This window comes from Devosia epidermidihirudinis, from assembly GCF_000971295.1.
Classification (GTDB): domain Bacteria; phylum Pseudomonadota; class Alphaproteobacteria; order Rhizobiales; family Devosiaceae; genus Devosia; species Devosia epidermidihirudinis.
Genome location: NZ_LANJ01000016.1, coordinates 48,603 through 71,776, shown reverse-complemented (window position 1 = coordinate 71,776; position 23,174 = coordinate 48,603). Strand labels below are relative to the sequence as shown.

The window sequence follows — 23,174 nt, the reverse complement described above, 5'->3', positions numbered from 1 at the left end:
CATAGATGGCTGACGTTTCGCTGCGCGGGGTCCGCAAATCCTATGGGTCACTTGAAGTGGTCCATGGGGTCGACCTCGACATCAAGTCCGGAGAGTTCGTGGTCTTTGTGGGCCCCTCGGGCTGCGGCAAGTCCACCCTGCTCCGCATGATCGCCGGGCTGGAGCCCATTTCGGGCGGGGAAATCTCGATCGAGGGGCGGGTTGTCAACGACATCCCGTCCCCGCAGCGGGGCATTTCCATGGTGTTCCAGTCCTATGCGCTGTACCCGCATATGTCGGTCTACGAGAACATGGCGTTCGGGCTCAAACTCGCCAAAACGCCCAAGGCCGAGGTCGATCAGCGGGTGCGCGAAGCCGCGCGGATCCTCCAGATCGAGGACTATCTCGACCGCATGCCCAAGGCGCTTTCGGGTGGTCAACGCCAGCGCGTCGCCATTGGCCGCGCCATCGTGCGCAACCCAAAGGTGTTTCTGTTCGACGAACCGCTGTCCAACCTTGACGCATCCTTGCGTGCGCAGACCCGCATCGAGATCGCCAAGCTGCACGATACGCTCGACGCCACGATGATCTACGTCACCCACGACCAGGTTGAAGCCATGACCCTGGCTGACCGGATCGTTGTGCTCAATGCCGGGCGGATCGAACAGGTCGGCAGTCCACTCGAGCTCTATCGCAACCCGATCAACACCTTCGTTGCCGGGTTCATTGCCAGCCAGCGGATGAATTTCCTGCCGGTGACGGTCGAAGGCGACCGGCTGGTGCTGCCTGGTGGCAAGAGCGTGGCCTCAAACCACCCACAGCGTGGCAATGCGCGCACATTGGGTATTCGTCCTGAACATCTGGTGCTGGCGACGCCGGAGACCGCACAGTTCAGCGGCACGCTGTCGGTGATCGAACAATTCGGCGAATACGCCCTGGCCTATGTGGAAATGCCCAATGGGGATCTGATGACCGTCAAGCTCGACGGCGCGCCCGATCTTGAACTGCATCAGGCCATCCATGTCGGCCTGCCGCGCGATCACATTCACCTGTTCGACGAGGCCGGGCGCGCCCTGCGCTAGGCCTTCCGGTGGCGGCGCATCGGTCTCTCAGGCCAGTTGCGCCGCTCAATTGCCCAATACCGACAAGTAATGCAGGGCCAATCCGACACTATTGGAGCGCGACCCAACGGGCGTGGCATTCTTGCCGCGCCCGCGTCGTCATATTGTCTCATCGCACCTATACCTCTGGCCTATCTGGAAAAATGCCAATAGACATCAAACGCATAGCGCTCGCAGATGACCAACGGGGGTTCGTTGTTCACGGTGATTCTGCTAAGCTTTTATTTGCGCAGTTTTTTGCCCGATAGCCTGAGCGCCAGGCTGGCGGGTCTATTGTTATGGTTGGGAAATGTCATTGCTGACGCGCACTGTGGTCGATCTCATGTCGCGCCATCCCGATATTGATGCGAGATGTTGCAATGGCGCCCAGGGATAGGCCTGAACGAGACATTTTCGACGCGGGTGGACGAGGGCTGCGGCATGAGGGATTGAGGCGCGCCAATGTGCGTGTCGTCCTGATGACGGTTGGCTTCAATCCCGGTCTGTCCAATGCCGAAATTGCCAGAATTTCCGGCCTCGCGCCGCAGACCGTTTCCGCCATTCTGAGCGAGATTGAAGCGGCCGGATTGATCCGGCGCGGCGATGTGCTGCGCGGTCGACGGGGCCAGCCGGCTACCCCTATCTATTTGCGGGCCGAAGGCGCTTATGCCATCGGCGTCGAGATTGGTTGGCGCCATGTGGATGTGCTGCTGCTCGATCTCAATGCGCAGATTCAGGGTCGCCGCCGATGGCATCACGATTTCCCCGAGCCGCACAAAGTGCTGCCCGAGATCGCCCGGATGACGGCCGAACTCATTGAGAGCCTGCCGGAAAGTGGGCAGGCCAGGCTGTTCGAAATGGGCATTGCCATGCCCTCCGCCATGGCCATCGACCACACAGCCCAAAAGCACGGGCGGGCCAGCACACGGCCATGGTCCGACATCGATGTTGCCACAGACCTGCAGCAGCGCACCGGGTTGGAAGTTTCGGTGTTCAATGATGGCAATGCGGCCTGCTGGGCCGAGCTGCTGGCATTCGATGCGCCTCGTCCGGCCAGCTTTATCTATTTCATCATTTCACGCTTTGTCGGCGCCGGCATTGTCGGGGAAGGCACCCTATGGGAGGGTCCGACCGGTAACTCCGCCAATCTGGGCGGCATGCTGATCGAAGCGCCAATCGGGAGCCTGTTGCCGGTCCACGACATTGCCTCGATTGATGCGCTGACGCTCCGGTTGGCCGAGAGCGGCCATTGCCTCAATGGCGACGTGCCCGAGGATTGGGCTTGGGAGCAATTTGGCGAGGTGCTGGAAGAGTGGCTGGCCGATAGCGCAAAGGCGCTGGCCAAGGCGGTGTTCAACACCACGACCGTGATTGAAACCGGACTTGTGGTGATTGACGGTGTCATGCCCAAGCCAATCACCAGGCGCCTCGTTGAACAGGTCAAGGTCGAGTTGGCGCTGCTGCCCAATCCGCCCTTCGCCCTGCCGCAAATCCTGCATGGACATGTCGGCGCGCTGGCCCCGGCGACGGGCGCAGCCGCACTGACGCTTTATCGGCGGTTTCTGTCGCGCGACCTGATCGATATCGTCAGTTAAGATCTTTGGCTGGCGGGGTGAGTTTGGACAGCATTTCGCGCAATTGCGCGCTGGGCGTAAACACCACCGTATGACGTGGCGGAATGCGATGCTCGGTGCCGGTGCGTGGATTGCGCCCGACCCGCTCAGCGCGGGAGCGGAGCTGCAACGAACCGAAAGCAGTCAGCTTTACGGTCTCGCCGGACATCAGCGCCTGCCGCATCAGCAAAAACATTCTATCGGCTATGGCGGATGCTTCTGCCTTGCTGACCCCGGCACGGTCGGCAGCGGCTTCACTCAACATGGCCCTCGTGACCGTTTTGTCCACGATATCTGGCTCCTTGATGCTTAAGTTCTTACAATGAACTTAAGAAAATGTCCAGATAGCCCCCGTTCAAATGAAACCTGAACGACCTGATCAAGTTTAGTTGACATATTTTAGAATGGTTATAAGCTAGGAGGCAGGTTAAGAAGCAGCCGACAGTTCGAATCGATGGTGAAACGCCAGAATTTGCTGGCATCATCGTCTGTAAGCCGCGCCGCATCGAAGTCGGCGACAGAGAGGTCTAAAGTGAGACTGACACGTCAATCCAACTATGCCATTCGCACTCTGGTGTACTGCGCCGTCAATGATCCTGGCCTGAGCCGCGTCGCCGACATTGCCAAGGCATACAATATTTCCGAGCTCTTCTTGTTCAAGCTGATCAAGCCGCTAGTCGAGAACGGTCTGCTCGCCACCGTGCGCGGCCGCCATGGCGGCATCAAGCTGGGCAAGGCCGCCGAGGACATCACGCTGCTCGATACCATCCGCCTCACCGAAGAAAACTTCGCTCTGGCAGAATGCTTCGAAGATGGCGCCGATTGCCCGCTGATCGGGGAATGCGACCTCAATAGCGCGCTGCGTGAAGCGCTGGGTGCCTTCTTTGAAGTGCTCGCCAGCTACACCATTGCCGATCTGGCCAGCAAGAAGCGCTCGATCCGCGAGCGGCTTGGCCTCACGGCGCTCGAAGCCGTGATGGAGCCTGCGCACTAAGCGCCCTCCAGCAATCCCAAATTTCGCATCACCCCCGGCTCACCGATCCGGGGGTGATGCATTTTCTGCTCCCCGAATTCTTATTATGAGTTTGACAGTCATAATACATTGTGGTTCTCTGTCGTCATCGCGCGGCGCTGATCGGTCGAGGGGATCAATCTTCAGACGTCGCAGCAGAGAGACGACGGGGCTTGCTGCTACCGTCTCCCCGGGCTGGTCAGGGTCCTCAACGCCCTGACCAGCCTATTTCGTCTCCCCAGACCACTCCAAACCTTCACCCGCATTGATATCGGGGGCCCGCTATGATCTATCCGGGCCGAAATCCGGGATCCCCATGGCCGCAGCTCCTCTTCTTTCGCTTCAGAACATCCATTTGACCTTTGGCGGCACGACGCTTTTGGAAAGCGCCGAGTTGATCGTGTCGCCCGGCCAGCGCATCGCGCTGGTGGGGCGCAACGGCTCGGGCAAGTCCACCCTGCTCAAGATCGCCTCTGGCGATGTGCAGCATGATGGCGGCGTGCGCTTTGTCGAGCCCAGCGCCACCGTGCGCTACCTGCCGCAGGAGCCGGACCTGTCGGCATATGCGACGACGCTCGCCTATGTCGAAGCAGGCCTCGGGCCTGGCGACGACGACTACCGCGCGCAATATCTGCTCAATTCGCTGGGCCTGACCGGCGAAGAAAACCCCAAGAACCTGTCGGGTGGTGAAGGCCGCCGCGCTGCCCTTGCGCGCGTGCTGGCGCCCCAGCCCGATATCCTGCTGCTCGACGAGCCGACCAACCATCTCGATCTGCCTGCCATCGAATGGCTGCAGTCCGAGCTTAATTCTATGCGCTCGGCCATGGTGTTGATCAGCCACGATCGTCGCTTCCTGTCCGATTTGACCCGCGCCACCGTATGGCTGGATCGCGGCATCACCCGTCGCCTCGACAAGGGCTTTGCCGCCTTTGAAGGCTGGCGCGATACCGTGCTCGAAGAAGAAGAGCGCGACCGCCACAAGCTGGACCGCCAGATCGTGCGGGAAGAGCATTGGCTGCGCTATGGCGTCACCGCGCGCCGCAAGCGCAATGTCGGCCGCCTCGAACGGTTGGGCAATCTGCGCCAGGACCGTCGCGAGCAGCGCCGCGTCACCGGCTCGGTCAATATGGTCGTGTCCGAGGGCCGCACCTCAGGTGCGCTGGTGGTTGAGGCCGAAAACATCGTCAAGGCGTTCGGCGACCGCATGATCGTCAATGATTTTTCGACCCGCGTGCTGCGCGGCGACCGCATCGGCATTGTCGGCCCCAATGGCGCCGGTAAGTCGACGCTGATCAAGATGCTGACCGGCATTCTCGCGCCCGATAGCGGCACCATCAAGCTTGGCTCGGCGCTGGAGCTGGCCATGCTCGACCAGGGCCGCGCCAAGCTGCAGCCTGAAACGCGGCTGCGGGATGCGCTGACCGGCGGGGGCAGCGACACCATTTATGTGAATGGCGAGGGCCGTCACGTCATCGGTTATATGAAGGACTTCCTGTTCACCCCCGAACAGGCCAATACCCCGATCGGCAAGCTGTCGGGTGGTGAACGCGCCCGTGTCATGCTCGCCCATGCGCTGTCGCTGCCATCGAACTTTCTGGTGCTGGACGAGCCGACCAACGATCTGGATCTCGAAACACTCGATCTGCTCGAAGAAATGGTCTCGGACTATTCCGGCACCGTGATCGTGGTCAGCCACGACCGTGACTTCCTGGACCGCGTTGCCACCTCCATCGTCATCGCCGAGGGCGACGGGCTATGGCAGGAATATGCGGGCGGCTATTCCGACATGGTCATTCAGCGTGGCGAGGGCGTTAATGCCCGCGCCGCCATCACCAAGGCCCACCGTCCCGGCAAGACCGCGCTGGCCCAGACCACTACGGCCACCGGCAAGCGCAAGATGAGCTTTAAGGAAAAGCACGCGCTCGAAACGCTGCCCAAGGACATCGCCAAACTCGAGGCCGAGATCAAATCGATCAACGCCGCGCTGGCCGATTCCAACTTCTACACCAAGGACCCGGTTGGCTTTGCTGCCAAGTCCAAGCTGCTTGAAGCGACCGAAGCCAAACGCGCCGCCGCCGAAGAACAATGGCTTGAACTTGAAGTCCTGCGCGAGGAACTCGAGGGCTAAGATCCTCGCCTCTTGAATAATCAGCCAGCCCTGGCGCCCACCACATAGTCTCGGTTGGCGCGCCAAGGCTGGCTTTTCTGGTCCCGACATGGTGAGCTTGCCCAATGCGCGCAGTTTGCCAGCGGGGCCTCGTCTATGACTGATCTCAGCTTTGCCGCCATCGGCATCAATCACAGCCATATCTATGGGCAGGTTGAGTGCCTCAAGCGGGCAGGGGCGCGGCTGGTGGCCTTTCACGCGGTGGAAGATGATCTGGCGGCAGCCTTCGCCAACAAATTCCCCGAAGCCCGGCGTGTCGCCGAGGCGCGGGAGATCCTCGAAGACCCTGCTATCGCCATCATCACCACCGCAGCCATTCCTGCCGATCGCGCGGCGATTTCCATTGCGGCGATGCAGCATGGCAAGGATGTGCTGTCGGACAAACCGGGCATGACCAGCTTTGCCCAGCTCGACGAGATCAGGCGCGTCCAGCGGGAAACGGGGCGGATCTATAGCGTGCTCTATTCCGAGCATTTCGAGGTCAAAAGCACCGTCGAGGCAGGCAATCTGATCGGGCAGGGCGCCATCGGCGAGGTCATCAATACGATCGGTCTCGGCCCCCACGCCATTCGCAACAACCAGCGCCCCGACTGGTTTTTTGATCGCACACGTTATGGCGGCATCCTCTGCGATATCGCCAGCCACCAGTTCGAACAGTTCCTGTTTTTCTCAAACGCTATGGACGGCGAGATTACCTCGGCCAGCGTGGCCAATCGTGCGCACCCGGATCATCCGGGCCTGCAGGATATCGGCGACGTGCATCTCAGGGCCCCGCGAACGTCGGGCTATATCCGCGTCGACTGGTTCACCCCCGACGGCCTGCCGATCTGGGGCGATGGGCGGCTGACCATTCTGGGCACCGAGGGCTATATCGAGCTGCGCAAATATATCGACATTGCCGGCCGTCCCGGGGAAAACCACCTGTTCATCGTCAACAACCGTCAGGGTCCGCGCCATATCGATTGCTCCGATATCGAACTGCCCTTTGGCCGCCAGTTCCTCGACGATGTGCGCAACCGCACCGAAACGGCCATGCCGCAGGAGCGGTGCTTCAACGCCATGAAGCTGGCGCTAACTGCCCAGCAATTGGCCGAGCGCGGCACGGAGTGGGCGCAATGAGCGATATCAGAAATGTCGCCGTGATCGGCATGGGCATTGGCCGCAGTCATATTCTGGATGGCTATGTATCCAATGGCGACAAGTTCAGGGTGATCGCGCTCTGTGATCTCAGCCCCGAGCGCATGGATGCGGTGGGCGAAGAGTTTGGTATTTCCCGCCGCGTCACCAGTTTTGAAGATGTGCTGGCCATGGACGATGTGGATGTCATCGACGTCTGTACGCCGCCAAACCTGCATTTCCCCATGGTGATGGCCGCGCTCAAGGCTGGCAAGCATGTGGTGTGCGAAAAGCCATTGGTCGGCTCACTGGCGCAGGTGGACGCCATCGTGGCGCAGGAGAAAGTCTCACGTGGCCTGCTGATGCCGGTGTTTCAATATCGCTTTGGTGATGGCATCGAGCAGGTCAAAGCCATCATCGATGCAGGGATCGCGGGCCGGCCGTTTGTGGGGACGGTCGAAACCTTCTGGCGCCGCGATGCCGATTATTACGCCGTGCCGTGGCGCGGCAAATGGGCCAGTGAGCTGGGCGGTGTCCTGATGGGACATGCCATTCATCCCCATGACATGTTCACCTATCTCATGGGCGATATCGCGCGGATATTTGGCCGCGTGGCGACCCGCGTGAACCCCATCGAGGTCGAAGACACCATCACCGCGTCGCTCGAAATGAAAAGCGGTGCGCTGGCCAGCTTCACCGCAACGCTAGGCGATGTCGGCAATATGACTCGGCTGCGCCTCGCCTTCGAAAACGTCTCCTTCGAAAGCGATCACACGCCCTACAGTCCCGGCGACAAGCTCTGGACCATCGAACCGCGCAATGGGGAAACCAAAGCCAGAATCGATGCCCTGCTCAAGGATTGGGTACATGTTCCCCCCGGCTATGCGACGCAGATGGCCCGTTTCCATGCCGCCCTGATGGGAACGGGTCCGCTGCCGATCACCAGCGCTGACTCCCGTCGTTCGCTCGAGCTGGTGACCGCGTTCTATCACTCATCGTCGACACACAAGGATGTGGCGCTCCCCATCGCCCCCGATCACCCGCTCTATCACAGCTGGGTGCCGCCCGACTTCCGTTCGAGCTGAGCCGCGAGCTGACTGTTGAGGAATTATTAACCGCGCCAACGGTTTGACTAAAATCTACGTAGAGCATCGAATTCTGCACGCTCCCCCCTGGAGAGATGATGGACCCACCATGCCGCGCGATTTGTCGGCACAGAGAGGGACGTCATGAAACAGTGCATCGGACTGACGATTTCCATCCTCGCCTTCGCCCTGGCCAGCACGGCCGCCAGCCATGCGGGCGGTCTGCTCGGCATTATCGGCAATGGCGATAGCGGGGCCCTGATCACCATCGACAAAGGCTCGGCCGGGACTTCGGGCCTGGTCAATCTCGGGCTCGGCGGGGGTGGCGGCAATGTGGTCAACGCCAATGTCGGGGGCGGCAGCGCGCCGCTGGCCAATGCCAATGTAAACGTTGGTGGTGCATCGGGGCTGGTCGATGTCAAAGCCAATGTGGGCGGCGGGCTCGTCACAACAAATGTCAATGTCGGCGGGGGCGGCAGTCTCGTCGACGTCAAGGTCGGCATTGGCGGACCAGGCACGCCAGGCGGCCCAGGCGGCCCCGGAGGTCCCGGCAATCCTGGCGGCCCCGGCGGACCTGGAGGCCCCGGTGGCCCGGGCAATCCCGGCGGACCCAGTGGGCCTGGGGGCCCCGGCGGCCCTAGTGGGCCCGGGTATTCCGGTGGGTCCAGCTATGGCGGCGTCACCATGGCGCCGCCAATGGGTGTAGCCTGCGCAGGGACCAGCTCGGCCCAACTACTGCAGATCTTTGAGAATACCAGCCTACGGGGCTGGAGCCGAGCCAAGTCGATCCAGCTGATCCCGATCAAGCTCTGCCCCAATATTCGCGGACAGTTGGCCGCTTATCTTGCCGCCAATCGCGCCTATCATACGCTGGTGCGGGCGGTGGCGGACGACGCCCTGATCCATGCTGCTCTGTCGCGCACGCGCTATCAGCCCGGCCACGTGCTCGGCGTGGTCCAGAGTGACAACGCACTGCTGGTTTATGTGTTCTAGTGAACGTGCCCCCAAAGGCTCCTACGCGTGGAGGCCGACGCTGCTGGCGCCGGCTTCCTTGGCCAGCGACATGGCCTGCGCGTCGTCGCATCCGGCATCACGCCGCACAATTTCCGCCCGACCGATAAAGGCGCCAACCTTTTCCATGGCGGACAGATAATCGACATCCTTGGCAGCGAGCCAGGCCGGGTCATACATGGTGCTGCGATAGCGTTCGCCGGTGTCGCAGATCAGCGTCAGGATACTGCCGGAGTGGCCCTGCCGGTGCATCTCCTGCGCCAGCAGTATGCTCACCCACAAATTGGTGCCCGATGAGCCGCCAACCAGCTTGCCCAGACGATGGGACAGCGCATGGGCCGCACCAATGCTCGACGCATCGGCCACGGCAATGGCGCGATCGATCAGCATGGGCAGGAACGAGGCTTCGCATTGCTTGCGGCCAATGCCTTCCACCAGCGAACCAGCCGGGACGCGCTCGGCGCCGCCGGGATTGTTGATGGCATAGTGATAGGCCGACCCCTCGGGATCGGCGAGGCAAAGCTGAGTGGCGTGGCCGCGCGCGCGGATAAAGCGGCCAAACGACGTCGCCGTGCCACCGGTCCCGGCACCGACCACGATCCAATCGGGGATGGCGTTCGGCTCGCCCGCCAATTGCTCAAAGCTCACATTGGCCATGCTGGAACGCGCCTGCCAGTCGACGGCGCGCTCGGCATAGGTGAACTGGTCCATGAAATGGGTGCCGGGTTCGCGCGCCAGGTCCACGCAGGTCTGCTTGGCCTCGGCCTCGGTATCCACCAGCATGCAGGTGCCGCCATGCGCCTCGATCAGCGCAATCTTTTCGGCCGAGGTCTTCTTGGTCATCACGGCCGTGAAGCGCAGACCCAGCATCTTGGCAAAATAGGCTTCCGACACGGCGGTCGAGCCCGAGGAGCATTCGATGATATGGGTGTCGGCATCGATCCAGCCATTGCACAGCCCATAGCTGAACAGCGAGCGGGCCAGCCGGTGCTTGAGGCTACCGGTGGCGTGGGTGGATTCGTCCTTCATATAGATGGTCGGATAGCCCAGAGGCGTTTCGATACGGATCAGGCTGGTTTCCGAACAACAGCTGGCGTCCTCGGCCAGCTGTGCTGCCGCCTGATTGACCCAGTTCCGGTCCGCCCGCATCATCGCTCATCTCCATGCCGTCCAACGGCGCGTCGCCCAAGACGCGGCCATCGCATTCCATTCTACAAATTAGACTACCACGGGCATGGCGTTCTGTATAGCTGCATCATCTTGGGTATTTTTTGCGTATGGCGATCGTTTTAGGGTATACGATACCCGAACAGGCAATCCGCCCGAACCCAAACCCTTGTCGCGGCGACGTATCGTCACAATATTGCTACAGACATCGCTGGCAAAACGGCCTAGCGTCCTTCTATTCTCGCGGAGCACTCCCGCGCCGCGTATGCACGTGGAGCAACACCAGTTTGAGCAGGCATTTGGCCCCGACCGCCGACAACGCACTCGCATCGCAACTCGAACTTGCTTTTGAAGACAACCGCCTGGCCGCACAGCTCTATGGCGATTTTGATCAAAATCTCGCGCTGATCGAACAGCGGCTCAAGGTCACGGCTACGCCGCGTGGCAACCATGTCTTGCTCAAAGGCGCATCCAGCCAGGTCGATCAGGCCCGGCGCGTGCTGGAATCCCTTTATGGCTCGCTTGAGGAAGGCCGCACTGTCGACATTTCTGATGTCGATGGCGTCATCCGCATGATCGAGACCGAAGACAGCCAGCTGACCCTGCCGACCCTTGAGCGCAAGGGCAAGGTGCGCATGGCCCAGATCGCCACGCGCAAATCCACTATCGTCGCCCGCACACCTGCCCAGGATGCCTATATGCGCGCCATGGAACGGAGCGAGCTGGTGTTTGGTGTCGGCCCGGCCGGTACCGGCAAGACCTATCTCGCCGTCGCGCATGCCGCATCCTTGCTGGAACGCGGCGATATCAACCGCATCATCCTGTCGCGTCCCGCCGTGGAAGCGGGCGAACGCCTCGGCTTTCTGCCCGGCGACATGAAGGAAAAGGTCGATCCCTATCTGCGTCCGCTCTATGACGCGCTCTACGACATGATGAAGCCTGAAAACGTCGAGCGCTGCATCACGTCCGGGATCATCGAAGTCGCGCCTCTGGCCTTCATGCGTGGCCGCACCTTGGCGAATGCCGTGGTGATCCTGGACGAAGCCCAGAACACCACATCGATGCAGATGAAGATGTTCCTGACTCGTCTTGGCGAGAACTCCAAGATGATCGTCACCGGCGATCCGACACAGGTCGATCTGCCGCGCGGCGAAAAATCGGGGCTGGTGGAGGCCATTGGCCTGTTGGACGGCGTTGAGGGCGTGCATATTTCGCGCTTCAACGATAAGGACGTGGTTCGCCACGCTCTGGTGGGCCGCATCGTGCGTGCCTACGAGGCCGATACCGCCAAGAAGCTGGCCGAAAAAGCCACCGAAGGAATACCGCGCTGACCGTCTCGCCGCTCGACATCGCCATTATCCGCAACGACGAAGCCTGGCCGGAGGATCTCGATCCTCTGGCCGAACGTGCCGTGCTCGAAGCGCTCAAGCAATCCAAGGCCAAGGTGAGGGGGGCGGCAGAGCTGTCGATCCTTTTGACCGATGACGAGGAGCAGCATGAGCTCAACAAGCAGTGGCGCGGCAAGGACAGCTCAACCAATGTGCTGAGCTTCCCCCAGATCGAGCCCTTTGGGCCGGTCGTGGGCATTCTGGGCGATATCACGCTGGCGCGTGAGACGCTGGAGGCCGAAGCGCTCGACCTCGGCAAGAGCTTTAACGATCATTTCACGCACCTGATCGTGCATGGATTCCTCCATATTCTGGGTTATGATCACATCACTGACACAGAGGCCCTTCAAATGGAGAGCCTTGAGACCCAGATATTGGCTACATTGGGAATAGACGACCCCTATGCCGATTGATGTGCCCGCCGTATAATCGGCGGTGCAGTTTTCCTTTTTAAAGGTCAGAAAGCCGTCACCCGACGGCAGCAAACGATGAACGACAGCGACAGTTTGGGCCCTCAGACGCCCGCCAACCCCGAGCCTCCTTCTAGTCCCGCCTCCGTGCCTGCACGGAGGCCGTCGATCTGGAACCGTATCCGGGCCCTCATGGCCCTTCGCACGGTTTCCCTCCGCGATGACCTTCAGGTCGCGCTGGAAGAGCAGGGGAGTGCGGAGGCCGATTTCTCCGAGAGCGAACGCACGATCCTCACCAACGTCCTCAAACTGGGGACTGTGTCTGTGGGCGACGTCATGGTCGAACGCTCCGACATTCAGGCCGTTGAATCCGACATCAACCTGGGCAGCTTGATTGCCCGTTTCCGCGATGTGCGCCATTCGCGCCTGCCGGTTTACGATGATGGCCTCGACAACATCCTGGGCTTCATCCACGTCAAGGATGCCCTGGCCAAGATCACCGAGCCGGTGACCGATCCCGAAAAGGAAGTGCCGGTCAAATTGGTCTCGACCGTGCTTAAGCAGAAGCTGGGCAAGCTCGACATCATCCGCGACGCCATGTTCGTGCCCACCTTCATGCCCGTGGGCGACCTGTTGCAGTCGATGCGCGCCTCCCGCGTGCATATGGCTATCGTGGTCGACGAATATGGTGGCACCGATGGTCTGGTGACCATCGAGGATCTGCTCGAAGCCGTTGTCGGCGAGATCGAGGACGAGCATGACGAACTCGCGGCCGCGCTGATCCGCAAGGTCGGCACGGACACTTATATTGCCGATGCCCGCGCCGAACTCAGCGATGTCCGCGCCATGCTGGGTCCCGAATTCGATCCCGGCGAGTACGCCGAGGATGTCGACACCATTGGTGGCCTGGTCTTCGACCTGGCCGGCCATGTGCCCAAGCGCGGCGAACGCGTCACCAAACTCGACGGCTTCGAATTCGAAGTCCTCGCCGCCGACAGCCGCCGCATCAAACGCCTCCGCATCCGCCGCAAGGTCGAGGGATCAGCCGAAACGCTGGCCATCACCGACCAACGCACCGACGCCCAGAAGGCCGCTGCGGAATAAGTCAAAAGCCCGGAGTGATCCGGGCTTTTTCTTTTGGTTTGGCGCCACCCCCAACGCTCGTCACCCTCGGGCTTGACCCGAGGGTGACGATCTGGGGTTGGGGGCATCGACCCAAGCCCAAAGCGCCAGTCTACAGTCCGTGCATCACCTCAATCTCCCCACACCCAACGGCGTGGCCCTACCTCTCCCCTTGGGGGAGAGGTAAGGGCAAAAAACTAAGGGCCCAGGGATTACTCCCCAGGCCCTCGGCTTGCTGCTAACTGGTGTAGATCAGACCTGGTGCACGCCTTCAACACCGGGGACGAAGTGGCGGAGCAGGTTTTCGATGCCGCTCTTGAGGGTTGCCGTCGAGGATGGGCAGCCCGAGCAGGCGCCCTGCATGTGGAGGAACACCTGGCCTTCGCGGAAGCCCTTGAAGATGATGTCGCCGCCATCCATGGCAACGGCCGGGCGCACGCGGGTGGCCAGCAATTCCTTGATCACTTCGACGGTTTCGGCATCGCTTTCGTCAAAGAACTCTTCAACCTCGTCGAGATTGGTGACATCAGCGCTGCCTTCCACGATCACGGGCTTGCCGGACAGGAAGTGGTCCATGATGACGCCGAGAATGGCGGGCTTGATGTGGGCCCAATTGGTGTCGTCCTTCGTCACCGAAATGAAGTCGGAGCCGAGGAACACGCCATTGACGCCGGAAATGGCGAACAGGCCCATCGCCAGAGGCGAGATCGAAGCGGCTTCGGGGCTGCGGAAATCACGGGGTTCACCCACCAGCACATCGCGGCCCGGCAGGAACTTGAGCGTCGCAGGATTTGGCGTGGCTTCGGTCTGGATGAACATCTGGCAGCCTTGAAATTTACGATTAGAATGCTTCTAAAATAGACTTTTATGCGCGGAGTGCAAGGGCGATTGCGCATAGCGACCATGTGCCGCCTTCACGGCGAACCCGCCCGGCGATAGCACAAAGCCATGATCCGCTTGTTCCGCACCATCGGCCTTATCGAAGGCCTTACGACGCTGGCCCTGTTTCTGGTGGCCATGCCGCTGAAGTACTGGTTCGATTATCCGCACCTGGTGCCGCCGGTGGGCATGATCCATGGCGTGGCCTTCGTGGTCTATCTGCTGGCCATGGTAGTGTGCTTGTGGGGCACGGGCTTTACCGCCGTGCAGTGGCTGCGCACGACTGTCGCCTCGTTCTTCCCGTTCGGTACGTTTCTCAATGATCCGATGCTGGCCCGGCACGAACGCGCCAAGGCCGCCGCTTAACAGATAGCCACGATCTCTTCGTCGCTCATCCGGCCCGGCACGACCGTGAGCGGGATGGGCAGGGCATTGGCACGGTTGGCGAAGTGCATCACCAGTGGGCCGGGGCCTTCCGATGATATCGAGGCGCCCAGCACCAGAATGGCGATATCGCGGTCCTGATCGATGACGCGCTCGATCTCCTCGGCCGCTTCGCCTTCGCGGATGACCGATTCAACCTTCACTTCACCGATATCGCGAATGCGGGCGAGGCGCGTGTCGAGGTTGCGCTCGGCATCCTCGACCGCTTCGGCGCGCAGCACATCCTCGACGCCCAGCCCGATAAACTCGGGCTTGGGCACCACGCTCATCAGCACAACCGTGCCGCCAGTGCGCTTGACGCGATAGGCGGCAAAGGTCAGGGCCCGGTCGCATTCAGGCGTCTCGTCAATGACGACGAGGAATTTGCGTTTGTACTCGGTCTCGTACATTGCGCCTCCGTTTAGCGGATGAAGCCGACGATATTGCGCACGTCCACCATGGTCTTTTCGGCGATGGCGCGGGCGCGCTCGGCGCCGTCCCGCAGAATGGCGTCGATCGTAGTGGTGTCCTCGATCAGGCGACGCATTTCATTGGACATGGGCGCCAACTGGGCCACAGCCAGATCGGCCAGAGCCGGCTTGAACGCGCCCCAGCCCTTCCCACCATATTCGGCAATGACCTCAACCTTGGTCTTGTCGGACAGCGCGGCATAGATGCCGACGAGGTTGTCGGCCTCGGCGCGACCGGCCAGACCTTCGACGGTCTCGGGCAGGGGCTCTGGATCGGTCGTTGCCTTCTTGATCTTTTTGGAGATCGCATCGGCGTCGTCGAGCAGGGAGATGCGCGACTGATCGGAGGGGTCCGATTTGCTCATTTTCTTGGTGCCATCGCGCAGGCTCATGATGCGGGTCGCGGGACCGGCAATCAGTGGCTCGGTGATGGGGAAGAACTCGGCGTCCAGCCCCTGATCGGCAATCGACTTGGCATAGTCATTGTTGAACTTGGCGGCGATATCGCGTGTCAGTTCAAGGTGCTGCTTCTGGTCGTCGCCGACCGGCACTTGAGTGGCCTTATAGAGCAGGATATCGGCTGCCATCAGCGATGGGTAGGCCAGCAAGCCCAGCGACACGGCTTCGGAGTTCTTGCCGGCCTTGTCCTTGAACTGGGTCATGCGCTGCATCCAGCCCATGCGGGCGACGCAGTTGAACACCCAGGCCAGCTCGGCGTGCTGGATGACCTGAGACTGGTTGAAGACGATCGAGCGCTTGGGGTCGACGCCTGCAGCGATGAAGGCAGCGGCCACTTCGCGCGTCGCGCGGCGCAGGTCATCGGGGTCCTGCCACACGGTGATCGCATGCATATCGACCACGCAATAGATGGTCTCATGCGTGTCTTGCAGCGGCACAAAGCGCCGGATGGCGCCGAGGTAGTTGCCGAGATGCAGATCGCCGGAGGGTTGGATGCCCGAAAAGACGCGCGAGGTAAAAGCCATGAAGTCAGCCTAGCCGTTCGAAAGTGCGGTTATTGGTGAAACCCTTATATCCGATATGGCGCGTTGTCTAAGCCCGCTTGCGCCGCAACCGGCTCGCCAGCATGCCCAGCTTCTGCGCCCCGGTGATATGGACCAGCGTGAAATAGAGCACCGCACCAAAGACGCAGATGGCAAACAGCGCCGCGATCTGCAGCAGGATGGGGGTGCCCGGCGAGAAGATCGCATGGGCGCGCAGGCCTAGCACATAAAGCACCCCGGCCATGACAAGGCTGCTGGCAATGGTGAAGAGGTGTTTGCGCAGCGACGCCAGTGGCAGCGAGAAATAACCGCGCAACGCCAGAAACAGCGCCAGCATCACGGCATTGAGCCACGACGACAGCGTGGTCGCCAGTGCGATGCCGACATGCTGCAGGCTGGGGAACAGCCACAGCGACAGCCCGATATTGGCAACCACCGAAATACCGGCAAAGACGGTCGGCGTGATGGTGTCCTTGCGCGAGAAAAAGCCCGGCTGCAGCACGCGGATCAGCACAAATGCCGGCAGGCCCCAGGCATAGCCCACCAAGGCCTCGGCGACATGGCCCGTGGCCGCCGCATCAAACGCGCCGCGCTCGAACAGCACGCGGACAATGGGCACCGAGAGCGAGGCCAAAGCGGCAGCGGCAGGCATGGAGAGCAGCATGGCGAGCAGCAGGGATTGATCCTGGCTCTGCTTGGCCGCCTCATTGCGTCCGGCGCTCAGATGGCGGCTGAGTTCGGGCAGCAGCACGGTACCGATAGCAATGCCGATAATCCCCAGCGGCAGCTGATAGAGCCGGTCGGCATAGGAGAGGATCGAGATGGCCCCTTCGGCACTCGAGGCGATGATGGTGCCCACGACAATATTGATCTGGGTAATGCCACCGGCCAGGATTGCCGGAATAGCGAGCAGCCAGAAGCGGCGCACTTCGGCATTGGGTCGGGGCAGGGTGATGCGGGGCACAAACCCGGCCCGGCGCACCGCGCCATAGACCAGCGCCAGCTGCGCTATACCGCCCAGCATGGTGGCAATGGCCACCCAGAAGGCCGCGTCGGCGCGATCATCGAGCACGAAAATGGCCAGCGGCACGAGGGCGGCGATATTGACGATGTTGAGGATGATCGGGGCGAAGGCAGCGGCAAAGAACCGCCCCAGCGTGTTCAGGATCGCGCCATAGGCGGCCATCAGCGACATGCAGGCGAGATAGGGGAACATGATGCGCGTCAAAAACACCGTCAGCGCAAACTTTTCCGGATCATCGAACCCGGGCACGAAAACCCGCATGATGGGTTCCATGAAGATTTCGGCGAGGATGGTGACGATAAGGATCGCCGCCACCAGCCAGCTCATGATGCGGCTGGCGAGAAGTTTGGCCTCCTCCCGGCTCTGCGTTTCCAGCGCCGTCGAAAACATCGGCACAAAGGCGGTGTTGAAGGCACCCTCGGCAAACAGGCGCCGGAATAGATTGGGAAAGCGGAACGCCGCATTGAACGCGTCCGCCGCCGGGCCGGTTCCCAGCACAGCCGCCATCAGCGCATCGCGGGCAAAGCCGGCCACGCGCGACAAGAGGGTCAGGCCGCCGACAGAAAGAAAATTGCGGTAAAGGCTCATGGGTAAGGGGATCCCCCCTCCCGGCCTCCCCCTGATAGGGGGAGGAGAAGGATGGCACCATCGCGCCCCAAACACCGCTCCAGCGCCTCCCCCTTCGAGAGGGAGGTTGGGTGGGGGTGTGCCAAGAGCATGGCCCTACCCATTAGCCACCTTTTCCGTGGCTTTGGGGTGGAACACGGCCATCAGCGCGTCGTGGATTTTGCGCTGGCGGGGCTTGCTCATGATCTTCTGGCCGGTGAGGTCGGTGACGTAGAAGACGTCGACGGCCTTTTCGCCATAGGTGCCGATATGGGCCGAGCCAATGGTGAGGCTGAGATCGGAAATCTCGCGCGTCAGGGCGTGCAACAGGCCGATGCGGTCGAGCCCCGACACCTCGATGACGGTGAATTTTTCGGACAACGCATTGGAGACCGTGACCTGCGCGGGCAGGGCAAAGGGTTTGAGGCGCTTGTTGTGGCGCGATTCCTTGCCCAGATCGATCAGCACCTGACGCTGGCCCTGCAACAGCTGGCGCACGGTGTCGATGATGCGGGTGGCGCGGACCTTTTCGTCTTCATCGGAGGCAAAGCTGCGGCGCAGGCGGAAGGTGTCGATGGCGCGGCCATCGCGGGTCGAGAAAATCTGCGCCCCGATAATGGAGGTATCCTGCATGGTGCAGGCACCAGCAATCAACGAGAGCAGGCGGGGATGGTCCGGCGTATAGAAACTGACCTCGGTAATGCCCTCGAAGGCCTTGATCCGCATCGAGCCCGCGAAAGGCTGCTCGGCCAGATCGGCCTGGCGGATCATCTTGGCATGGGCCACCTGCAATTCGGGCTCGGCGCGCAGCCAGTAATGGTCGTAATGCCGCGCGATATAGGTCTCGATATCGCTTTGGGGCCAGGCTTCGAGCGCATTGGCCAGCGCGTAACGCGCCGCATTGATGCGATCCGATTGCGTCACCTGGCTATGGCCACCGGACAATAATGGTTCGGTGGCATAATAGAGCGCGCGCAGCAGGCTACCCTTCCAGCCAGTCCAGACGCCGGGACCCACCGCGCGAATATCGCAGGCGGTGAGGATCATCAGCAGGGCCAGCCGCTGCGGCGATTGCACCACATCGGCAAAGGCTTTGGCGGTTTCGGGGTCCTGAATATCGCGGGCCTGGGCGATTTCGCTCATCAGCAGGTGATGCTCGATCAGCCAGCTCACCGTATCGGTTTCAGCCGGGGTGAGGCCAAAGCGCGGGCAGAGCTTTTTGGCAATCTTCATGCCCGCGATGGAATGGTCTTCGGGGCGGCCCTTGGCGATATCGTGGAGGAACAGCGCCACATAGAGCAGCCGCGTATCGTTGAGTTGCGGTAGGAGCTCATGGGTCAGCGGCAGCTGATCGCGCAGCCCGCCATTGGCGATATCGGCCATGACGCCGACCGAGCGGATCAGATGCTCGTCCACCGTATAGTGGTGGTACATGTTGAACTGCATCAGCGCGACGATTTTGCCAAAATCCGGCACAAACTTGCCGAGAACGCCGCTCTCGTTCATCTGGCGCAGAATGCGCTCGACCGATTGCGGCGCCGTCAGAATGGTCAGGAAATTATCGTTGGCCTTGGGGTCATTGCGCAGCTTGTTGTCGATCAGGTGCAGCGAGCGGGTGATGACCTTGATGGCGTCCGGGTGAAACAGCAGCTGTTCGCGCCCAGCCACGAGGAAAATGCGGATCAGGCTGACCGGGTTTTTCTCGAACACATCGGGGCTGGCAATGTTGAGCCGACCGGTGTCGAGCACGAAATCGGTCTCGCCCTTGATTTTGGACTTGCCGGAGCGGAACGGCGCCAGCACACGCCCAACGAGATCCATATCCTTGGCGTGATTGAATTCCAGGCTCGCGCAGATGATGCGGGTCAGGTCGCCCACATCCTTGGCCACGAGAAAATAGCGCTTCATGAAGCGCTCGACGCCCAGCATGCCGACGCGTTCGGCATAACCCATGCGACGCGCCAGTTCGGGCTGCACGTCAAAGGTCAGCTTTTCTTCGGCGCGTGCGGTGAGGAAATGCAGGTGGCAGCGCACTGCCCAGAGGAAATCTTCGGCGCGGGAGAACAGGCGATACTCGGCCTGCGACAGCACGCCCTTGCCGACCAGTTCATGGCTCGATTTGACCTGATAGAAATATTTCCCGATCCAGAACAGTGTGTTGAGGTCTCGCAGCCCCCCCTTGCCGTCCTTGATATTGGGCTCGACCACATAGCGCGTATTGCCCATCAGCTTGTGGCGTTCGTCGCGCTCGGCCATTTTGGCAGCGATGAATTCCGGCCCCGTCTTGGGCATGATCTCGGTTTCAAAGCGATGCACCAGCTGCTCGAACAGGCCCTTGTCGCCCGTGACATAGCGGGCTTCGAGCGTGGCCGTGCGCACCGTCATATCAGCGCGGGCCATGCGGATACATTCATCGACCGAGCGGACGGCATGGCCGACCTTCTGGCCCAGATCCCACAGCATATAGAGAATGTATTCGGTGACCTGCTCGCCCCAGGGCGTCTGCTTGTAGGGCAGGATGAACAGGAGATCGATGTCGCTGCCGGGGGCGAGGGTGCCCCGGCCATAACCGCCAACGGCGGAGAGCGCGATCGCCTCGGCGCCCGAGGGATTATCGACCGGATAGACGCGGCGGGTGGCAAACAGATGCACCGCGGTGATGATTTCGTCCTGCGCATTGGAGAGGTTCTGTGCGCAGCGGGTGCCCTTGCTGGTGGCCAGCAATTCGGCTTCAGCGCTGGTGCGCGCATCGGCCAGGGTCTGGCGCATATGGGCCAGCACCACAGCCCGCGCGGCGCTCGATTTGGGATCGAGATCGCCGACAAGGCCGTCGAGTTCCCCCATCAGGGTCTCGGCGGATTTCAGCGCAAATTGCGGTTTTCGCGGTTTGGCGTCAGCTTCGGCGAGCGTCATCGCGGATTTTCTTCAACTCGTAGAGCGCTTCAATGGCTTGTTTGGGAGTCATTTCGTCTGGGCGAACGGCGTCGAGCGCGGCAAGAACTGGATCGTGCACCACCGGCTTGGGAGCAGGCTGATGTGCAAACAGCGGCAGATCGTCTAGCACGCTGGCCTTCTGGCTGGAAGAGGCGGTCCCCGCCGAGCGCAGCTCCAGCACGGTCAATACCTGCCGCGCCCGCGCCAGCACCGGTTCGGGCAGGCCGGCAAGGCGCGCCACTTGAATACCATAGGAGCGGTCGGCCGCGCCGGGACCGACTTCGTGCAGGAACACCACTTCGCCTTCCCATTCGCGCACCTTCATGGTGACGTTGGAAACGCGGCTGAGCGTTTTGGCGAGGCTGGTCAGCTCGTGAAAGTGCGTCGCAAACAGTGCCCGGCAGCCGGTGGTTTCGTGCAGCGCTTCGACCGCCGCCCACGCAATGGACAGCCCGTCAAAGGTCGCCGTGCCGCGGCCGATTTCGTCGAGAACGACAAGGCTGCGGCGCGTCGCACGGTTGAGAATGGCTGCAGTTTCAACCATTTCGACCATAAAGGTCGAGCGGCCATGGGCAATGTCATCGGATGCGCCGACGCGCGAGAACAGGCGATCGACCACACCGATATGCGCCGAGGTTGCGGGCACATAGCTACCCATCTGCGCCAGAATGGCGATCAGCGCGTTCTGGCGGAGGAAGGTCGATTTACCGCCCATGTTCGGGCCGGTGACCAGCCACAACCGGCCACCGCCAATGTCTTCGGCGCCGGAGAGATCAGCATCATTGGCAACAAAACTATGCCCCTCGGCCTGCACCATATCCTCGACCACCGGGTGGCGACCGCCCTCGATGGCGAAGGCCAGCGAGGTGTCAATCTCGGGGCGGGCATAGCTGCGCGTCGCGGCAAGATGTCCCAGTGCCGCCGTGACGTCGAGTTCGGCCAAAGCATCTGCCAATTGCCGTAACGCATCGGTGCGGCCCAGCACCGCTTCCCGCAGGCGGGCGAAAATGGTCAGTTCAATCTGCAGCGCCGCGTCATGCGCCTTGGCGATACGCCCCTCGAGTTCGGCCAGCTCCGTGGTAGTGAAGCGCATGGCATTGGCGAGGGTCTGGCGGTGAATGAACACCTGCCGATGTGGCTCCTCGAGCAGCTTGGTGCCATGGGCGGCCGGGACTTCGACGAAGTAACCGAGTACGCCATTGTGCCGGATCTTGAGCGAGCGAACGTCGGTCTCGTCGATCAGCCGCGCCTGCAGCGCTGCCACGACCTCGCGGGTGGCGCTGGCCAGCGCACGCTCATCGTCGAGCGTTGCGTCATAACCCCGGCGTACAAAGCCGCCATCACGCGAGAACAACGGCAACTCATCATCAAGCGCCAGCGCCAGTTCCGACGCCATCTGCACGGGGGCCTCCGCCAGGGTCCTCGCCAAGCGCGCCAAAACCGTCGGCGCATCGCTGAGCCGGGTAAAATGTCCCGCCAAGGCCACGGCAGCGCCCACGGCCTTGCCGATGGAGGCCAGATCGCGCGGGCCACCGCGATCGAGCGCGAGACGCGTCAGAGCGCGGGCCAGATCGGGGACCGATTTGAGATCGGAACGGATGCGTCCCGACAGCATGGTGTCCTCGGCCAGCAGGCCCACTGCATCAAGCCGTTCATTGATCGCCACAGCATCGGCCAAGGGCGCGGCCAGGCGGGCCGACAACAGCCGCGATCCGGGCGCCGTGACTGTCAGATCGATCACCTGCCGCAACGAGCCCCGTTGCAGGCCGCGCTGGGTCTGATGCAGTTCAAGGCTCGAGCGGGTGGCTGCGTCAATCGCCAGATGGCGGCTGGAGCCATCAGCCACAGGCGCGCGCAGGGCAATGCCGACGCCCTTCTGGCTTTCCCCGACATAGGCGACGACGGCCCCCAAAGCCGCGCGAGCGGCGCGCGACAAAGCGGTCGGATCAAAGATGCCAATCGGAAAGGCGGCGCGCAGTGAAGCGGTCGCGGTTTCGCTATCAAAGCTTTCGGCGGGCGCGGCATGAGTGATGCCAGCCCAGGCGGGGGCAAACAGATGTCGCTCAACCAGAGCTTGTCGTGTGGCGTCGGCCATCAAGAGTTCGGCCGGATCGACGCGGGCAAGCTCGTCCTGCAATTGATCGGCGCTGAGATCGACGGTGAAGGTCTCGCCGGTCGACACATCGGCCCAGGCAAGGGCGAAATCGGTTTCGCCGTGCCGCACCATGGCCAGCGCGGCGAGGAAATTGGATTTGCGGGCATCGAGGTGATCGTCCTCGGTGAGCGTACCGGCGGTGATCAGGCGCACCACGTCGCGCTTTACAACCGATTTAGACCCGCGTTTCTTGGCTTCCTTTGGGTCTTCCACTTGCTCGCAAATGGCGACGCGATGGCCCAGCTTGATCAGTTTATTGAGATAATCATTGGCCGCGTGGATGGGTACGCCGCACATGCCGATATCTTCGCCCAGATGCTTGCCGCGCTTGGTCAGCACGATGCCCAAGGCCGCGCTGGCGATCTCGGCGTCCTCAAAGAACAGCTCGTAGAAGTCGCCCATGCGATAGAATAGCAGATAGCCCGGATTGACCGATTTGATCTCGAAATACTGCGCCATCATGGGCGTCAGGGCCTGGGTCTGCGCGGGTTCGAGCGGCGTCTGATCCATCA

At 61.7% G+C, this 23,174-nt stretch carries 19 protein-coding genes; 11 read left to right on the top strand and 8 right to left on the bottom strand.

Features of this window, described 5'->3' with window-relative positions; all coding sequences use genetic code 11:
* Positions 1-5: 5 nt before the first annotated feature.
* Together WH87_RS08700 and WH87_RS08695 are read left to right on the top strand one after the other, a co-directional pair.
* The gene (locus WH87_RS08700) at positions 6-1,061 is read left to right on the top strand and encodes an ABC transporter ATP-binding protein (protein ID WP_046139472.1); all 1,056 of its coding nucleotides are present in this window, start codon (positions 6-8) and stop codon (positions 1,059-1,061) included.
* A gap of 482 nt (positions 1,062-1,543) precedes the next feature.
* Positions 1,544-2,674 carry an ROK family transcriptional regulator gene (locus WH87_RS08695; protein WP_197410764.1) on the top strand — a complete coding sequence of 377 codons (1,131 nt, stop codon included), beginning with the start codon at positions 1,544-1,546 and terminating at the stop codon, positions 2,672-2,674.
* Here the strand turns inward: WH87_RS08695 and WH87_RS08690 are convergent.
* Entirely contained in the window at positions 2,667-2,981 is a 315-nt protein-coding gene (locus WH87_RS08690; RefSeq protein ID WP_156458167.1) for an HU family DNA-binding protein, read from the bottom strand. The two genes, WH87_RS08695 and WH87_RS08690, sit on opposite strands and share 8 nt — an antisense overlap.
* A 243-nt stretch (positions 2,982-3,224) precedes the next feature.
* Between WH87_RS08690 and rirA the strand changes: the two genes are divergently transcribed.
* The 5 genes from rirA (at position 3,225) to WH87_RS19985 (ending at position 9,065) form a co-directional block, all read left to right on the top strand.
* Positions 3,225-3,686, top strand: a complete 462-nt coding sequence (gene rirA / locus WH87_RS08685; protein ID WP_046139475.1) for an iron-responsive transcriptional regulator RirA — start codon at positions 3,225-3,227, stop codon at positions 3,684-3,686.
* A 334-nt stretch (positions 3,687-4,020) separates the two neighbouring features.
* Complete coding sequence (locus tag WH87_RS08680) at positions 4,021-5,832, top strand: ABC-F family ATP-binding cassette domain-containing protein (protein ID WP_046139476.1); 1,812 nt, start codon at positions 4,021-4,023, stop codon at positions 5,830-5,832.
* Between the two features lie 135 nt (positions 5,833-5,967).
* Positions 5,968-6,990, top strand: a complete 1,023-nt coding sequence (locus WH87_RS08675) for a Gfo/Idh/MocA family protein (RefSeq protein ID WP_046139477.1) — start codon at positions 5,968-5,970, stop codon at positions 6,988-6,990.
* Positions 6,987-8,072: a Gfo/Idh/MocA family protein gene (locus tag WH87_RS08670; RefSeq protein ID WP_046139478.1), complete on the top strand. Its 1,086-nt coding sequence runs from the start codon at positions 6,987-6,989 to the stop codon at positions 8,070-8,072. The genes WH87_RS08675 and WH87_RS08670 overlap by 4 nt, the downstream gene beginning before the upstream one ends.
* Before the next feature lie 144 nt (positions 8,073-8,216).
* Positions 8,217-9,065 carry a hypothetical protein gene (locus tag WH87_RS19985; protein ID WP_052726489.1) on the top strand — a complete coding sequence of 283 codons (849 nt, stop codon included), beginning with the start codon at positions 8,217-8,219 and terminating at the stop codon, positions 9,063-9,065.
* Between the two features lie 21 nt (positions 9,066-9,086).
* Here the strand turns inward: WH87_RS19985 and WH87_RS08660 are convergent, their stop codons facing one another.
* Complete coding sequence (locus WH87_RS08660) at positions 9,087-10,235, bottom strand: PLP-dependent cysteine synthase family protein (RefSeq protein WP_082092581.1); 1,149 nt, start codon at positions 10,233-10,235, stop codon at positions 9,087-9,089.
* Between the two features lie 302 nt (positions 10,236-10,537).
* Between WH87_RS08660 and WH87_RS08655 the strand changes: the two genes are divergently transcribed.
* The 3 genes from WH87_RS08655 (at position 10,538) to WH87_RS08645 (ending at position 13,152) form a co-directional block, all read left to right on the top strand.
* Positions 10,538-11,581, top strand: a complete 1,044-nt coding sequence (locus WH87_RS08655; RefSeq protein WP_046139479.1) for a PhoH family protein — start codon at positions 10,538-10,540, stop codon at positions 11,579-11,581.
* On the top strand, positions 11,578-12,051 hold the full coding sequence (gene ybeY / locus WH87_RS08650; protein WP_046139480.1) for an rRNA maturation RNase YbeY: 474 nt from the start codon (positions 11,578-11,580) through the stop codon (positions 12,049-12,051). The genes WH87_RS08655 and ybeY overlap by 4 nt, the downstream gene beginning before the upstream one ends.
* Positions 12,052-12,240: 189 nt before the next feature.
* Positions 12,241-13,152, top strand: a complete 912-nt coding sequence (locus WH87_RS08645) for a hemolysin family protein (protein ID WP_046139481.1) — start codon at positions 12,241-12,243, stop codon at positions 13,150-13,152.
* Positions 13,153-13,422: 270 nt separating this feature from the next.
* Here WH87_RS08645 and WH87_RS08640 read toward each other — a convergent pair whose 3' ends face one another.
* Complete coding sequence (locus tag WH87_RS08640) at positions 13,423-13,989, bottom strand: NifU family protein (protein WP_046139482.1); 567 nt, start codon at positions 13,987-13,989, stop codon at positions 13,423-13,425.
* Between the two features lie 129 nt (positions 13,990-14,118).
* Here WH87_RS08640 and WH87_RS08635 point away from each other — a divergent pair, with 129 nt between their 5' ends.
* Positions 14,119-14,415: a DUF3817 domain-containing protein gene (locus WH87_RS08635; RefSeq protein WP_046139483.1), complete on the top strand. Its 297-nt coding sequence runs from the start codon at positions 14,119-14,121 to the stop codon at positions 14,413-14,415.
* On the opposite strand, the gene WH87_RS08630 is transcribed toward WH87_RS08635, so the two are convergent.
* The 5 genes from WH87_RS08630 to mutS all read right to left on the bottom strand — a co-directional run bounded on the left by WH87_RS08630 (position 14,412) and on the right by mutS (position 23,172).
* Complete coding sequence (locus tag WH87_RS08630) at positions 14,412-14,882, bottom strand: universal stress protein (protein ID WP_046139484.1); 471 nt, start codon at positions 14,880-14,882, stop codon at positions 14,412-14,414. The genes WH87_RS08635 and WH87_RS08630 overlap by 4 nt on opposite strands.
* 11 nt (positions 14,883-14,893) lie before the next feature.
* Positions 14,894-15,925 (bottom strand): tryptophan--tRNA ligase, encoded by a 1,032-nt coding sequence (gene trpS / locus WH87_RS08625; protein ID WP_046139485.1) that lies wholly within the window; start codon positions 15,923-15,925, stop codon positions 14,894-14,896.
* 67 nt (positions 15,926-15,992) lie between these two features.
* Positions 15,993-17,555 (bottom strand): murein biosynthesis integral membrane protein MurJ, encoded by a 1,563-nt coding sequence (gene murJ / locus WH87_RS08620; RefSeq protein WP_046139486.1) that lies wholly within the window; start codon positions 17,553-17,555, stop codon positions 15,993-15,995.
* Positions 17,556-17,690: 135 nt separating this feature from the next.
* Complete coding sequence (locus WH87_RS08615) at positions 17,691-20,486, bottom strand: [protein-PII] uridylyltransferase (RefSeq protein WP_052726490.1); 2,796 nt, start codon at positions 20,484-20,486, stop codon at positions 17,691-17,693.
* The gene (mutS, locus tag WH87_RS08610; RefSeq protein WP_046139487.1) at positions 20,467-23,172 is read right to left on the bottom strand and encodes a DNA mismatch repair protein MutS; all 2,706 of its coding nucleotides are present in this window, start codon (positions 23,170-23,172) and stop codon (positions 20,467-20,469) included. The genes WH87_RS08615 and mutS overlap by 20 nt, the downstream gene beginning before the upstream one ends.
* Positions 23,173-23,174: the final 2 nt, after the last annotated feature.

Bases quoted from the DNA above. Each gene is read 5' to 3' on its own strand.
- WH87_RS08700 (WP_046139472.1), top strand. From the start codon at position 6: ATGGCTGACGTTTCGCTGCGCGGGGTCCGCAAATCCTATGGGTCACTT.
- WH87_RS08680 (WP_046139476.1), top strand. From the start codon at position 4,021: ATGGCCGCAGCTCCTCTTCTTTCGCTTCAGAACATCCATTTGACCTTT.
- WH87_RS08675 (WP_046139477.1), top strand. From the start codon at position 5,968: ATGACTGATCTCAGCTTTGCCGCCATCGGCATCAATCACAGCCATATC.
- WH87_RS08670 (WP_046139478.1), top strand. From the start codon at position 6,987: ATGAGCGATATCAGAAATGTCGCCGTGATCGGCATGGGCATTGGCCGC.
- WH87_RS19985 (WP_052726489.1), top strand. From the start codon at position 8,217: ATGAAACAGTGCATCGGACTGACGATTTCCATCCTCGCCTTCGCCCTG.
- WH87_RS08660 (WP_082092581.1), bottom strand. From the start codon at position 10,235: ATGATGCGGGCGGACCGGAACTGGGTCAATCAGGCGGCAGCACAGCTG.
- WH87_RS08645 (WP_046139481.1), top strand. From the start codon at position 12,241: ATGGCCCTTCGCACGGTTTCCCTCCGCGATGACCTTCAGGTCGCGCTG.
- WH87_RS08640 (WP_046139482.1), bottom strand. From the start codon at position 13,989: ATGTTCATCCAGACCGAAGCCACGCCAAATCCTGCGACGCTCAAGTTC.
- WH87_RS08635 (WP_046139483.1), top strand. From the start codon at position 14,119: ATGATCCGCTTGTTCCGCACCATCGGCCTTATCGAAGGCCTTACGACG.
- WH87_RS08630 (WP_046139484.1), bottom strand. From the start codon at position 14,882: ATGTACGAGACCGAGTACAAACGCAAATTCCTCGTCGTCATTGACGAG.
- trpS (WP_046139485.1), bottom strand. From the start codon at position 15,925: ATGGCTTTTACCTCGCGCGTCTTTTCGGGCATCCAACCCTCCGGCGAT.
- murJ (WP_046139486.1), bottom strand. From the start codon at position 17,555: ATGAGCCTTTACCGCAATTTTCTTTCTGTCGGCGGCCTGACCCTCTTG.
- WH87_RS08615 (WP_052726490.1), bottom strand. From the start codon at position 20,486: ATGACGCTCGCCGAAGCTGACGCCAAACCGCGAAAACCGCAATTTGCG.
- mutS (WP_046139487.1), bottom strand. From the start codon at position 23,172: ATGGATCAGACGCCGCTCGAACCCGCGCAGACCCAGGCCCTGACGCCC.